This window comes from Streptomyces sp. NBC_01077 (genome assembly GCF_045162855.1).
Lineage (GTDB): Bacteria > Actinomycetota > Actinomycetes > Streptomycetales > Streptomycetaceae > Streptomyces.
Window position 1 is genome coordinate 332,351 of record NZ_CP108669.1, and the last position, 14,690, is coordinate 347,040.

The following is a 14,690-nucleotide window of genomic DNA, read 5'->3' on the forward strand; positions in this document are numbered from 1 at the left end:
CATGGCCTCCGTCCTGTCCGTCTGTGGAAGCCCCTCCGCCTCCTCCCGCACCGCCCACCTGCTACGGCAGCTGGACAACCGATTGGCCGCGCATGGCCACGAAGTCACCAGCCTGGACATCCGAGCCCTTCCGCCCCAAGCCCTCTTTCACGCCGACACCCGGCACCCGGCCATCGCGGCAGCCGTACGCTACGTCGCTCAAACAGACGGCATCGTCATCGCCACACCCATATACAAAGCGGCCTACTCCGGTGCCCTCAAAACGCTCCTAGACCTTCTGCCCCAGCACGCGCTTGCCGGCAAAATTGTTCTGCCCCTGGCCACCGGCGGTTCCAACGCGTATGTCCTCGCCATCGACTACGCCCTGCGCCCTGTCCTCAACTCCATGGGGGCGGCGCATATAGTCCAGGGCCGCTTCACTCTCGATGAAGACATCACCGTCCACGAGGACGGGTCCGTCACCATTGAGCCCCCTGCCGCCGACGCCCTCAACCACGCGGTCGATCAGTTCGCTCACACGCTCAACCAGGGGTCTGCAAGGGCCTGTCAAGAGAACGGCTCTGTCCGCATTGGGGCTGCAAAAAAGACGGTGTGACTCTGATCGTGGAGGGTTGCTCCTTTGACCAGCAAGAATATGGCCAAGGCGTCCGAAGGTGGGGCCGTGCCGACGGACGTGGATGGCCGGTTCCCGAACGGGCCCGGGCCGAGGGTCTTCTTCAGCCGACGAGTGAGGGCGGTCTGCTCCAGCAGCTGACGAAGCGGCTGCTGGAGTCGGCTCTCGAGGGCGCGAGGACAGACCCTCTCGGTGAAGTCCGACTCGAGGAACGGCAAACGCCCGAAGGCCCGGGGTTCCTCGCTAGATCACGCTGAAAACCTTGCCTTCGACCGCGCCCCAGGCCGCTTGCCCGGCGCATCGTGAATCCGCAGGCTGACCGCAGTCGCTACTGAACGCCCCTACGTACCCGGCCGAGTATCTCTGTCTCGGCAAGAACGGATGTCTGCAGCTGCTGACACACGCCGCCAGCGAGAGGCAAGCACTGGCCTGATGTGATGTGCACTCTTCAGCTCGGTGACACCGTGGATCGATCCATCCCAAACACCTACCGCAGCCGGTACTTTCGTGGACGAAGAAGACGACGCTGCTCGTCACTCGTCAGGACGATTGCAGGCCAGATGCGTTGCCTTTGGCAGTGTCGAGTGCCCTGCGGAGCTCACCCCGGGTAGTGACACCAAGCTTTGTGTACACGTGGTGCAGGTGGTTGTCGATGGTACGTACGGAAAGACTCAGCATCTCGGCGATATCCTTGCTTGAGGTATCGGCCGCTGCCAGCACGGCGATCTCACGTTCGCGCTGCGTCAATGGGGCAGTGGCTTCGGCCAGAGCCAACAAGGGTGTGCGCGCGCCCTGGCAGCGTGCTGCCGCGTCGGCGGCCCGGTTGCTTGCCGCGGTTGCGCGCCGAGGCTCCCCTCGGCGGCGCAAGGCCGCTGCTGCAGTCGCCGCCGCCTCGGCGGCCAGCAGATCCGCACCGATGTCTTCGAGTTCGGCCGACACGGCCAAAAGTTGATCTACGTCGTCGGCAGCGATGGCCTGGGCGAAGCGCGACCTGGCGGGGGTGAAGACTCCGTCACAGGTGCGTGCGAGTTCGACGAGCCGTTCCACCACGTCTTCTGCACCCCCCAGGCGAGCGACCTCCGTCAGGAGCAGAACTTCCGAGGTGAGGTATTGCGCGGTGCGGGCGTCTTCGGCAGCCTCCAGCAGTACCCTTCGGGCTCTGCTCTCTTGGCCCTGCGCTGCAAGAAGCCACGCTTCCCCCAACCGCTCTTCTCCACGCAGATACCCCCTGACCGGGTACTGCTCAAGCTCGGCAAGGGCTGATCGGGCAGCGCCGAGGTCACCGAGCTCGGCAGCCGTCGCCGCCACGTAGGACGAGATCAGGCGCAGGGCATTGATGTGGTTGGCCTTTCGGGCCGGCGTGAAAGCCTCGGCGAACCACAGTCGCGCGGCACTGGGATGCCCGGACTGCCATTCGGCCCTGCCCAGGCAGAAGGCGACCCAGATACGAGGAATCATTGTATCTGTAGAAATCATCAGGTCGCTGAATGCCTGCTCCCCCACAGTGAGTGCTTCGGAAAGCCTTCCTTCCTCCGTCAGGGCCGTGGTGCTCAACTGCGTCGCCGGGTGCGGCACCAGCTGTTCCTCGGCCTCGGCGCGCACGTGAGTGGCGTAGGCAAACTCCGCCCAAGCCGTGGCCTGCGTGGTGCGACCGACCGCTGCCAGTGCGAGAGTCTTCGCCAGGGCTCCGCGCAGCCATGTGTTCAGGTCATAGCTCTCGCTGGGGTCTGGCTCCAGCTGTTCTTCGAGCAGGGTCAGGCCGCGGGCAGGTTCACCGGAGATGACGCGCACGTAGCCTTCGATAGTGCGAAGCGTGCGGCGACCCGCCTGACTGGTCACTTGTTGGAGTGCACCTTCTACGACCTTCAGCGTCTCTTGAGTGCGCGAGCCCAGCCAGAACAGGCTCATGATCCGGGCGAGAGTGACTTCCAGTTTCTCCTTCTCGTCAGCGGCCTGCTCGTCGGCATCGGACAGGATTCGCTCCGCCGATTCCCACTTGCCGGTCTCAATCAGCGCGTAGCCCAGTAGGAGCCGGGTATCGGTGGTCTGGTGCCGTTCCGGCAGGGAGTCCAGCAGTGCGGTGACCTGGGCGTAGTCGTGGGTGTGAAATCCGAGTGTTGCGGCTCGGATCAGCAGGCCGGGGTCGGCGGTACCCGTGGCAGCCAATCGCCAGGTAGCAACGTGAAGCGGGTCATCGTGGCGCCGTGCACCGTAGCGCTCCGCCCGCTCGGCATGCTCCCGAATCAATGCCTGCCGTTGCGGGTCAGGAATCCCCTTCCGCAGCACTTCTCCGTACAGAGGATGTTCAAGGGCCACTCTGGTCCGTCGCTGGTCCACCGTGATTTGAATCAGCCCGGCCTGCTCCAAGTCGGCGACCACTTCAAGTGAAGCCACCGCTTCGGTATCGGCCAGCGAAACGGGCTCGCACGAGGCCAGCAGCTCCAGCACAGGGCGGCCGGCCTGGCCGGCCGAGGCAAGGCGTGTGCTGATCAGCTCCGTCAGCCTGGGCGTGCCCGCCAGCGAAGCCTCGGCGAGCTCCCATACTTCTCCATCGTGAATCAGGTTGCCTGAGGCGACAGCGCCGAGCGTGAGCTCGTGTAGGTAGAGCACGTTCCCGCCGGAGCCTTCGTGCAGGTGGCGCAGGGTGCGCCGTCCGACGGGGGCGCCGAGCGCCTCGTGCAGCAGTCGCGCACATTTCCTCCGGTCCAGCGCTTCAAGGTCCACTCGCTGTATGGCATCCCCGTGGCAGAGTGCGTTTACGGCGTCGCTCGCCGGCTCTCCCGTACGGACAGTTGCGACCAGCCGTATCACACCTGCGTCCATAAGCTGTCGCAGCAGCACGACAGAGGTGGCGTCCAGAAGATGGAGGTCGTCCACCCATACGGCCCAGCGGCGGCCTCGTCCAGGGCCCATCAAGGCTGCCGCAACATCGGCGAAGCCGCGCACCGGGTCGGATAGATCGACACCTTCGGGAATTAGATGTGCAATCGCGCCCAGAGGCACGGTGCCAGCCGCCGCGCTAGCCGTCGCGCGCATGCTCTTGTAGCCAGCACGCACCGCCTGGGCCAGGCACTCCTCCGCCAATCTTGACTTGCCGATGCCAGCGGGCCCGTAGATCACGAATCCCCGTCCCCGGCCATCCGCCAATGCCTTGGCGAATGCGTCAAGCTCCTCTTGTCTGCCCACGAACGGCCAGCGTTGCATCCGGCTGACAGTGCTCACCTGGCACCTCCTCAATGGCAACGGCATGGAACCAGCTGGCTCGTCGTGCCGCATCACCCATACAGGCCAAGAGTAGCGGGGATTCTGTTCATGCCACTGCGGAGCCGACGCGGTGATCCTTCCTTGCCGCATCGCTCGCTGCACACTTCGACCCGACGGATCCCGACTTAGTGCTTGCTGTGCTTCGGGCGCTGCATGAGACGGCAGGTATGTTCTGGCAAACGGAGTCCCATCGAGTCGGCCCAGACACGGCGCCCTTCGGACCTGGTGTCCCGCCATGGTGACCGCAGCCTGCCGCCAACCGGACCGGGGAGATCGCCGAGGTGGCACCCCGTACCGCTCGTCGAGCATGCTCTGAAGCAGTCGGAGACTGGCACTCCCGAATACACCAGCAAAGCCACAGCCCGAGCAGATGACCGCCCCAGCAACCCGCGAGGCTCTCCCCCTCGGTCTCCGGGCCACCGTCAGCGTGTTCTCAGCACGCTGACGGTGGGTGCATCAAGGGCAGCGAATATACGTGTGAAGCTGATCGGTCACTGTGAAACCGGCAGCCTCGTGGAGGTGGATGGCCGCCTCGTGGTGAGGCTTGTCAAAATCGGGAGCGTCCAGACACGTGGTGACATGGCGAACGCCACGGTCGGAGAGGTTTGTCAGGCATTGCTCGAGCAGGATGTGGCCCAGGCGCCGGCGTTCAGGAGCCAGAGTGACCCACTCCAGGGCAGCTACGCCGCCGACCGGGACACTGACACAAGCCTCACCGATCCGAGTGCCGTCCCGCTCCCGCAGATCGAGCTGCCAGCCGCCATCTACGTGCTCGATCAGGTCCGCGATCGCATACAGGCGAGGGCTAAGCGTGTCCAGGCTGTGGTGGAGGTACCGCCATCGGTCAGTCCCGGAGAAACCACACGCCTCCAAGGCACGCCGAGTGCCAGGTCTTTTCCGCATCGGTAGTCCGGCAGGTGCCATCGCCGTGGACACGGCATATGCGTGCACAGTCCGCCGTCCCAGCTGGGTCAGCGTGTGATCAATCAGATTCTGTGCGAGGCCCTGCTCGTCCTCCATGCAGTGCAACCACAGCAGCACTCCAGCGCCGTCGCCCTTAGGCACACCATATGACACCGCCCCCAGAACCGCATCGTCCGCAGAGACCAGCACGTCACAGCCGGCGTTTTCAAGCCCTTCCTCTGCTCGCAGAGCATGACTGAGCACGGTCGGACTAACAGCCGGTTGGCCTGGCAGCCGGTCTTCGTCAATGAGCCGAAGCACCGCCGCCCGGTCTTCATCGCTGAACCGGCGCACCCTCACACTCGAACAAACGGACGTGACCGACATACATCCACCTTCCTGACGTGACTGTCTCGCAGCATTGCCCACCTCCTCTCTCACGAGCGGGCACGCCACGCTCGACTTACATATTTTTCTGGCCCGGTCGTCCGAATCGGCAACTCCGATGTCATCAGGAAGCACGCCGATTTGCACCGCAGGCGAGAGAGTTACCTGCCGCCATGCCGCATTCTGCTCGGCGCGCATGCAAGGAGGCTTGGCGACCACCCGCAGGACCTCGGCACTTGGGGGTGGCGGATCCGGCTGCCAATTCCGGGATCGTGCACCAGATCCCGGAACTGCACCGGCAGTCGCGGTTCGCTCGGCAGTAGTACGCCTTGCCCCCATGTACTCGCAGGGTCGGCTCCGTGGCCGGCCCCTGGCCGTGCCTGGCAACCCGGATCGTGGACCGGCTCGGACTGCGGACTGTCACCCCGTCGGCCCATCATGACCAGCAGCGAGAACGGCTTCTGGACGTGTTCGCATGCCAGTGGATCTTCACGGTGAACCCTCCCTGGGACCTGCACAGCCCGTGGTCGTCCGGCTCGTGCCCGACCCGCCGGGCGGCCCCCTCTGCCGGCGCCGTTCCTGCGGATACCAGCTGCGTGCCGTGGGCACGCCAGACAGTGGAGTCGACATCGGTCTCCCAGGTGAACGGCCCTGCCGCATAGGCCTGCACCTGCAACAACAACATCAGCCGGGCCCTACCCTTGCCTCTGGCCACCCGCGGAACAGCCCGTAGACGGCCTGCCAGGGCCCGCACCCACACGACAGGTGACGCCACAGAACACCGGGTCCGCGCCCACCATCGGCAGCAACAACCCCTGCACCGACCACTCCCACCAGAAGGATCACCATGCCCACACCGTGATCATCACGGCATGAGGCATGGACCGGCACCCCGACCAAAAAGCACGGCCTAACCGAGCGGGGCGATTTCTGCGTGTGGTGGTGTCCAGGGATGCTGGTCGTGGTGGCGGAGGCGGAGGTGGAAGCGGAGGGTTCCCGCAGTGCCGGTCTGATAGCTGTAGTCAGTCTGGGGGTGCTGCGGATCGCGGGCGGCAGCGGTTTGAGCGTCGATGACTGCGGCCAGGGTGCGCGCTTGCTGGTAGTAGGTGTCCTGGCCGGTGTGGTGGGTCATGTCGAGGAGGAAGTGGCCTGCGCCGGCAAGGCCACAGCAGGCACCGGCGGGGTGGGGCCAGGGGTTGTGAGTAATCGCGGCAGCTGCGTGTTCGGCAAGATCCGCGAAGCGTTGTTCACGAGTAGCCGACCACAGGCGGATGAGGAAGGAGCCGATGCCTCCGGATCCGTTGCACCAGAACATCCTGCTCTCGGTGTCCGGGGTGGCGTCGGAGTCGTCTTTCTTGGTACTGCGGGGCCAGGACGCGCCAGTCTCGGTGATCTGTGCAGCACGGACCAGAGTGTCGCCGGCACCGAGGGCGGCTTGGTGGAAGCGGTCTCCTGATCCGGGCATGTGCTGTTCGGCTGCCTGTGCGGCGGCTAGCAGGAAGTCTCCGACACCTGCGACCCCGTGGGCGAATCCGTAGGATTCCAGCCCGGCGAGAGCGGAGTCGATGCCCTCGGGGATAGGCCAGGACCAGTCGTCACCGTCGCGGTGGGCTACGGCAAGTACAGCGTCGGCACATGCCAGCGCTTGGTCGAGTTGTTCGGACTTGCCCGTGGTATACCACAGATGCAGGTGGGTTACGCCGGCGCCGGACAGGCCGTGAGTGACGTCCGCGGTGTGCCATCGGGTAGGAAGCTTCTCCGCGAGTTCGATGGCACGTGCCTGAAGTTCGAGGTTCTCCAGCAGGCGGCCGGCATCGTGGAGTGCCCAGGCGGTGCCGGCGCGACCGAAAGCGAGGCCGGGCAGCAGGCGGGGGATTGCGAACAGCCTCTGATCTACCCATGCAGCGGCCTGGGTGAGGGCCTCGCGCAGTGTGTCGTCGCCGTGGCCGTGGGCAGCTGCTTGAGTGAGTGCGGACAGCCCACCAGCGGCACCCTGCCACAGTGCGCAATCGTCCCGGTCGCCCTCGGTCTGCTTCCACAGCTGTTCGGCTTGCGGGGTCATAGAGGTCTGCAGCAGGCGGACCTGTTCGTCGATGATGGTGTCGAGACGCTCGTCGGTGAGTACAGGCCGGCGCAGGGTGAGTGCGGCCAGGGTGCTGTCACCAACGGCGAGAGCGGTGAGTCGTTCGCGGGCCTGAGGCAGTGTCCAGCGCTGCTCCGGGTCCGGCTCGGTCAGGTTGAGGATCAGGTCGGCGAAGTCGGGCAGAGCAGGATAGGAACCGACGATTTGAGCAAGGGTCTCCTCAATCTCCTGCCGGGTCGCGTCGCTCTTGCGTGCCAGCCAGGAGGGCGAGAGTCCGGTGATGGCATGGAAGAGAGTGGCACCCAGGCTGTAACAGTCGGTGGCCGCCGTGGCGACCTTGGATGCCTCGTCCTTCTTCGCCAGTTCCGGGGCCATGAAGTGTGGCGTGCCGATGGGGCGGCACACGGTGTCGATACGGGTCACGTATTCGACGTCGATGATCCGCAGGTCGCCGTCCGGGAGCATCATGAGGTTGCTGGTCTTCAGGTCTCGGATCACGTACCCCCCCTGGTGGATCTTCTCCACCAGACCCACGAGGCGTGTTGCAGTCTCCAGGGCCTCAGCACGGGACAGCCTCGATGCGCCGCCGTTTCCCTGGGCCCACTTCTCCATGGTCTGGCCGGGGACCTGTTCCTGGACCAGGAACAGGTCATCCTCCAGCTGCATGAGCTCCAGACAGGCGGGGGCGACGTCGAGAGGCTGCAATTCCTGCAGCATCCGGGCCTCCTGACGGAGTCGGTCGCGCACGTCCGTGCCATCGAGTTCGGAGCTGACATGGGCGCGCGCCTGCTTGATCACCACGTCCGAACCGTCTCGCTCGTCGACTGCCCGGTAGACGCCGCCCTTGTTCGCATGCCGGATCGCCTTCAGCACCCGATACCGGTCGCCCAAAAGCACTGATGCTGGCGTCTGCGGGGTCTCCACCTCTTCGTCGGGAAACGGCGAGGTCGCCCACGCCGGCGGCGAGAACCACGCGTTGCGCTCGTCCTCGACAGCCGTACCGTCCGGCCCCACCATGCGCCGCTCGAACGTGCCGTCGTCGTTGAAGAAACGCTGGCCGCTGCCACTGATCTCACCGTAGCGGTAGTAGACGAGACTTCCCGGCCGCAGACGCTTGTCCGACAGGATCCCTGGCCCTGGCAGCCCTGCGGTCGCCTCGTGCAGCTGTTCGGCCAACTCGCGGAACTGTGCGTCGTCCTTCGGATACACCGTGATGAACTTCCCCCCGCCCCCACGGGAGTACCACTGATTAACCAACTGCGCCACCCGAGGCAGGTCCGTACCGAACTTGAACGCGCACCCTGCCTTCACCAGCACCTCCCCTGCACGCGCCAGTACCAACGGCGCCGACAAGGGCGTTGCCGACACATGCAGCTTCCAGCCGTGCTCGCGCGAATGCCCATCCGGTGGAGACAGATAGCACCATGCCTCACTCGGCTTGATAGACCACCGCTGTCCACCACATCGATCCAGCACCGCACGTGCGACATCGATCAACAGAACCGAATCCGCCGACGTCGAAACAGAACTCTGATCGCCAACACCACTGCCTGTCATACCTCTGCCTCTGGTCGCTCTGTCTGGCCTGCCGTCGCCTCTCCTCAGGTGAGGCGTCCCTCTCACACTCCTTCTCATCCGGACGCACCTGCTTGAGCACTCGGTACTCACCCCTCTTCGCCAGGCCCACCGCTTGCAAGCAAGCCCCCTTGCATGCCAGGTGCGCGACGGGGTGGACCCAGAGGCATTGCATCTGCGCTGGACGGTCTCGCTCGCAGCAGCCTTCTTCAGAGACGACGCGTCTGGATGCCGCGAAGAGCCGGCCTGGCGGATCAGCCTCAGTGGCGTGAGGGGCACCGCTGCGTTCTCTGGTACCGCACGGCCCGTCTTCGTTCTCGATCTGAGGGGACGGCGAGAACCGCCTCCATCCCGACTGGACGGCCTCGGTCCAGGTCGCGCTCGACGCGGTAGAGAAGGCCAAGGGACCGCGCGCTCTGATGACCTGCACCACGGGAAAGTTCTACTCGACCGGCCTGGACCTCGACTGGCTTCTCGCCCATCCCGACCAGCAGCAGGACTACGTCAACACCGTCCACGGACTCCTCGCCCGGATGCTGACCCTGCCGGTGATCACCGTCGCAGCACTCCAAGGGCACACCTTCGCCGCCGGCGCGATGTTCTCCCTCGCGCACGACTTCCGCATCATGCGGGCCGAGCGTGGATTCTGGTGCCTGCCCGAAGCCGACACCCCTCGGTCGTCGTCCACCGGGACATACCGGCCGGTGCGATCCCGGATTGGCGCAAACGACCCCGTGACCTCGACGCCGAGAGGCCGACCCCGCCTCCACCACCAGTGCCGAGGCTGCGCCCCGGTCACATCCACAGGGCTTGGCCCTGGCAGTCCCACCGGCTACCGCACATCCATCGAACTGGAGTACGACTCGCGCAATTTACACCGCTGGAGGTATGTCGGAAATGTCATTGCCGTCGATTGATGGTTCCCTGGTCCGTGTCATCGCTGATGCGCCGAGCAGTCCCGACCGCGAGCGGCAAGCCACTCGCTCCACACCCCCTTCAACAGTCGACTCGAGGAGAAATCCCAGTGTCCGTATCCCGATGAGAACGTGGGCGGCGGCCCTGCAGCCCCCTCAGGCAAGGCTGTGGATTCAGGGCTCAGGGGCAGCAGTAGGCGGCTCCGGGGCACAAGCGCGCCACCTGCGAACGCCTGCCGCATAGCGGTAAATCAGCCGCACAGGGACATCGCCACCATAGTCCTGGACGACACCGGTCAAGCCAGCGGCGGCGAGGTGTTCACCCCTCGACCCTGCCTTTGATTCATACGTCACGGGCAGCATGGAAGGCCAGCAGCGGGCGTGAGAAGCAAACTTTTCGCGTCCGAATAAGCGGCGAGAAATGCGACACCGGTGTTTCCGCAGCGATCACTCATCGAGATGACACTGATTGCCGGAGCGGAACCCCATGGGATCCCGCGGCCCGTCACCATCCCACCCGACTGCCTCCTTTCTGCATCCCCTAAACAAACCCAATCTCAGGAGAATTTCCCCTATGACGCTTCAGAGGATTCCACTTGACAGTGAAGGCCGACTGAAGAATCCTTCCAAATTTCAAGTATTTGCCATCATCGCGGTAGTTATCGCCTTTGTCGAGATTGCGCCTTTGCAGTTCACGATGGTATTCGCGGCGATCCCGCAGATTGCGCCATCTTTCCCTGAGGCGGGTCCGAACATCAGCTGGATCCTCATCGTATTCCTGCTCATTGGTGGTTCAACAACGCCCATCATCGGCAAGATGTCCGACATGTGGGGAAAGCGTCGCCTATTGCTGATCGTTGGAGCAGCATTCTTTGCCGGGAATCTGATCTGTGCCATCACCACATCTTGGCCCGTCTTCCTTGTGGGCCGCGGTGTAGCAGCTCTCGGGTACGCGACTCCCGTTCTCGCCTTCGGTCTTTTCCGCGATATCCTCCCACGCAGATACGTGCCACTCGCGGTCGGTTCAGTGGCCGGTGGGTTCGGTCTTGCCGCCGTCATCGCTCCACTGCTCGGGGGATGGATCCTCAATCATTACAGTTGGCGCTGGCTGTTCTGGAGCATGCTGATCTTTGTCGGCATCGTGGCTCCACTTCTCTGGATCGTAGTTCCGGAGAGCAGGCTTCGGCTCCGGCAGCGCCTCGATTTCGCAGGTGCATTCCTCCTGGCATCAGGAGTGGCCCTCGTCCTCCTTTACCTGGCCAATGGGGCTACGTGGGGCTGGGCGAATGCAGCCTCACTGGCCTGGCTGCTCTCAGGCGTCGCGTTGCTCGTCGCATTCGTCGTCACAGAACGCATCGTCTCGGAACCGATCATCGACCTCCGCCTTCTCTTCAATCCTAAACTCTCCCTAGTGCTCGCCAATTCACTGATCACCGCCGTCTCTATCGGCGTCATGACTTACTCCATCCCTTATATGATGCAGTCACCTACCGAGGATCAGATCACCGGTCGAGTCATCAGTGAAGTGTCTAATAGTTCCCCTACTCCACCGCCTGCGTCCCTGCTTGAGCAGATCCATGTCGGAGTCATCGGAGACATCAGCTTTGCCCTCGGCCTTACCCTCTTGGGATTCGCTACCCATGCAGCAGTCTTCGGCTATGGAACCTTCAGCGTCACCGGGGTCGGGGCAGGCGCTTGGTCCAGAAAAGTGGGACCGAGGCTGCCTCTTATCATTGCAACAGTCACTTTGGTGGTGTCTCCGGTCCTGTTCGCCCTCTTCAATCACGTCTGGTGGCAGTACGCCATCATCTCGGTGATTCAGGGAATCGGGCTGGGAGGCTTCTACTCCTCGATCCCGAACCTTATCGTGGAAGCGGTCCCGGCGACGCAACAGGGAGTGAGTGCCGGAATGTACGGCGTCACAAACGCCGTTGGCCAGTCAATCGGAACGGCTGTCGTGACTGCCTTCCAGAGCGCGAACCCTCTGAAATTCGTCGTCGAAATTCCCGGAAAACCGACGAGTCCCGCCCAGACAATTCCACAGCTCTACACCGCCTCGGCCTACGAACTAGCGCTCTACGTGGCTGCTGCCGCTGCTGCGGTCGGTCTGATTATCGCTGTACTGATGCGCCATGGCCGCGCCCCCGCGACTGGTGGCGCAGCCGTGTAGGGCCGGCGTAGTCCGCAGCGTCCGCTTCGGATTGTGTCCGGCAGGCAACGACGGGCCAACTCTGATGCCGTCGAAGGCCTCAGGATGGCCGCAACGGATTGGCGAGAAGGCGAGCAGCCCTCCTTGAGGGGAACCAAGCCGTGGCGCACGACGGAGCCTTCTGAGAAGCACGCCCCGTCGACAGCACCTGCTCTGGAGAGGACTGGCAGGCTGTCGCGCTTCCGGATCCCTTCGCGCATCAGATGTCGGCGTGGGGACGGGCCGCTGTTGTTACCGATCGTTTCGGAATTATGTTCGGGGTGCTGAGAGCGGATGCTCGGCTCTTGCGCATCAGGTGTTCACGGCGGTTTCCCGGCAGCATGCGGCCGTCTGGTCGAGGAGTGGCCGATCCATGGCAGGCCGTGGCCGAGGGTGTCGTCACAAGGCTCGCGGCAGGGATCGGGAAGCGTGCGCAGGGGCAGGTGCCGGGCGCCTGCACGAGACCCTCCTGGCCCGGCTCGGCGCATGTTCCGAACTTCTCTCGCGCGCAGTGGTCGACGGCTCCCGCATAGGGCCGTCAAAGGAGGATCCAGGACGGGACGAAGCCCCGTCGGCCAGGGCAGGAGGCAGCAAGCACCGCCTGATCACCGGATGCTTCAGGCATGCCGCCTGCGCTCACGCCCATTGGCGGAAACCCCAACGACGCTACCTGGTTCTTCCCCCTGCTCCAGGCCGTCCCACCGGCCCGCGGCACCTCGGCCGACCGCGACGACGGCCCCCGTACCGGGCGACCGGGCTACGACCGCGCAAGGCATCATCGGCCGCCAAGGGCCCTGGGCATGAAACCCGTCCACGCCCGACATGGCGTCCCACATCGATCCGGGCTCGATACCCACCGGCGGATCGTCGAGCGTGCCTCTCCCCATCTCCACTGGCCCCGCCTGCTCGCTCATCCGCCGACGACGCCAGGAGCCATTCCGATAGGAATTCGTGTGCTGGTCCACCGGAAGTCTCTCTGCCGGATTGCCTTGACCAGTACGTGGAGAACGTGAAGTGAGCCTCGAGCGGGTCTCGTGGCCCAACTGGCTGAAGTGCCACCGCGTTACGTGGGGTATCACTCCTCGAGATACGCTGCGCATCGCTGACCAGCGGGGGCGATGCCACACCATCGCCTCTATGCGAACCCGCCTGTCTCACATGCGAATCAATCGCCGTGCGTGTCCGAACCGAGACTCCCACCCGCCGCCTGGGCAGGATCAGAGGTCCCGGAATCCCGCGCATCCGCCGCGATGGACGGTGGCGTCTGTCCTGGGCCTCCTGAACCAGCCATGCCGGCTCATCATCTCGACAGCTTGTCAAAGGGCGTGGGGTCCCCGCCACGTCGATGCGGAAGCAGGCCGATTGGCCGGCCGGACGTGGACCGGGAGGCCCCGGCTGGCCTCCTTTGTCGCAAGGCTCCGAAGTGGACGCGGCCGCGTCTGGTCTCCTCTGGAGTGACTCGCCGTGAATCAGTGCAGATCGCCGTGCTCGAGCAGCTGTGTCACCAGGGCAGCAATCGCGGAGCGCTCAGAACGATTCAAGGTTATATGGGCAAAGAGCGGATGGCCTCTCAGTTTCTCGACAACGGCAACGACGCCGTCATACCTGCCGACCCTTAGGTTGTCACGCTGTGCTGTGTCATGGGTGAGAACCACTCGCGAGTTCTTCCCGATCCTTGACAGCACCGTGAGAAGTACGTTGCGTTCAAGCGACTGGGCTTCATCGACAATGACAAATGCATCATGCAGCGAGCGGCCACGAATGTGAGTGAGCGGCAATACCTCAAGCAATCCCCGAGACACTATCTCTTCGATCGTTTCCGGCGCGGCAAGGGCACCGAGCGTATCGAAGACGGCCTGTGCCCACGGTCCCATCTTGTCGGCCTCGCCGCCGGGGAGGTACCCCAGTTCTTGCCCACCCACGGCGTACAGAGGCCGGAACACCATGACCTTGCGATGCTGTTGACGCTCCAGGACGGACTCCAGCCCTGCCGATAGCGCCAAGGCCGACTTCCCTGTGCCTGCGCTGCCCCCCAGGGAGACAATCCCAACTTCTTGGTCGAGAAGTAGATCGAGCGCGACTCTCTGTTCGGCGCTGCGGCCGCGCAGCCCGAACGCCTTTCGCTCGCCTGGAACCAATCTGATCCGTCCGTCGACGGTGACCCTGCCCAATCCCCGACCGCGGGGAGACGTGAGTACAACGCCTGTGTGTACAGGCAGGTCGTCTGCTTCGGGCACGTCGATCGCCCCCTGCTCGAAGAGCGTGTCGACCTCGTCTGCGTCAACCGGCATGTCAACCATGCCGGTCCAACCGGTAGGGGCAGTGAGCTCTGCCTGGTACTCCTGGGCAGCCAGCCCCATCGAGCCAGCCTTGATCCGCATCGGCAGGTCTTTCGAGACGACCATGACGCTGCGCCCCTCGGCCTGAAGGTTGAGGGCCACAGCGAGGATGCGGGTGTCGTTGGTGTCGAGACGGTAGCCAACGGGGAGACGGGAGAGGGAACTGTGGTTCAGTTCGATACGGATGGTGCCTTCGGAGTCTCCGATAGGCACGGGCTCGTCGAGACGGCCCCATCTGGTCCGGAACTCGTCTAGTAGTCGCAGGGCCTGACGCGCGAAGTAGCCGAGCTCTGGGTGGTTTCGTTTGGACTCGAGTTCGTTAACCACGGTGATGGGAATCACGACGTCGTGCTCAGCAAAGCATGTCATTGCCCTTGGGTCGGACAGGAGCACGCTGGTATCGAAGATGTACACCCGCTTGCCT

Annotated in this window: 6 protein-coding genes and 1 pseudogene; 3 read left to right on the plus strand and 4 right to left on the minus strand. The window is 64.2% G+C overall.

Going from position 1 to position 14,690, the window contains the following annotated elements; genetic code table 11:
* The first annotated feature begins 1 nt into the window (after nucleotide 1).
* Nucleotides 2-595 (plus strand): NADPH-dependent FMN reductase, encoded by a 594-nt coding sequence (ssuE, locus tag OG462_RS01495; protein WP_406053776.1) that lies wholly within the window; start codon nucleotides 2-4, stop codon nucleotides 593-595.
* A gap of 558 nt (nucleotides 596-1,153) precedes the next feature.
* Here ssuE and OG462_RS01500 read toward each other — a convergent pair.
* From OG462_RS01500 to lanL, 3 genes are all read right to left on the minus strand, one after another.
* Nucleotides 1,154-3,835, minus strand: a complete 2,682-nt coding sequence (locus OG462_RS01500) for a LuxR C-terminal-related transcriptional regulator (protein ID WP_406053778.1) — start codon at nucleotides 3,833-3,835, stop codon at nucleotides 1,154-1,156.
* 498 nt (nucleotides 3,836-4,333) lie between these two features.
* Nucleotides 4,334-5,365: a hypothetical protein gene (locus OG462_RS01505; RefSeq protein WP_406053780.1), complete on the minus strand. Its 1,032-nt coding sequence runs from the start codon at nucleotides 5,363-5,365 to the stop codon at nucleotides 4,334-4,336.
* 712 nt (nucleotides 5,366-6,077) lie between these two features.
* On the minus strand, nucleotides 6,078-8,807 hold the full coding sequence (lanL, locus tag OG462_RS01510; RefSeq protein ID WP_406053782.1) for a class IV lanthionine synthetase LanL: 2,730 nt from the start codon (nucleotides 8,805-8,807) through the stop codon (nucleotides 6,078-6,080).
* A gap of 286 nt (nucleotides 8,808-9,093) precedes the next feature.
* Here lanL and OG462_RS01515 point away from each other — a divergent pair.
* Nucleotides 9,094-9,544, plus strand: a pseudogene (locus OG462_RS01515) (enoyl-CoA hydratase-related protein); the annotation flags it as partial.
* Nucleotides 9,545-10,313: 769 nt separating this feature from the next.
* Nucleotides 10,314-11,909, plus strand: a complete 1,596-nt coding sequence (locus tag OG462_RS01520) for an MFS transporter (RefSeq protein WP_406053783.1) — start codon at nucleotides 10,314-10,316, stop codon at nucleotides 11,907-11,909.
* 1,487 nt (nucleotides 11,910-13,396) lie between these two features.
* Here the strand turns inward: OG462_RS01520 and OG462_RS01525 are convergent.
* Nucleotides 13,397-14,680, minus strand: a complete 1,284-nt coding sequence (locus OG462_RS01525) for a PhoH family protein (RefSeq protein ID WP_406053785.1) — start codon at nucleotides 14,678-14,680, stop codon at nucleotides 13,397-13,399.
* Nucleotides 14,681-14,690 lie beyond the last annotated feature (10 nt).

What these genes read in the sequence shown, in the direction of transcription:
- lanL (WP_406053782.1), bottom strand. Translation starts at nt 8,807, where the DNA reads ATGACAGGCAGTGGTGTTGGCGATCAGAGTTCTGTTTCGACGTCGGCG.
- ssuE (WP_406053776.1), top strand. Translation starts at nt 2, where the DNA reads ATGGCCTCCGTCCTGTCCGTCTGTGGAAGCCCCTCCGCCTCCTCCCGC.
- OG462_RS01505 (WP_406053780.1), bottom strand. Translation starts at nt 5,365, where the DNA reads ATGCGCGCCGAGCAGAATGCGGCATGGCGGCAGGTAACTCTCTCGCCT.
- OG462_RS01520 (WP_406053783.1), top strand. Translation starts at nt 10,314, where the DNA reads ATGACGCTTCAGAGGATTCCACTTGACAGTGAAGGCCGACTGAAGAAT.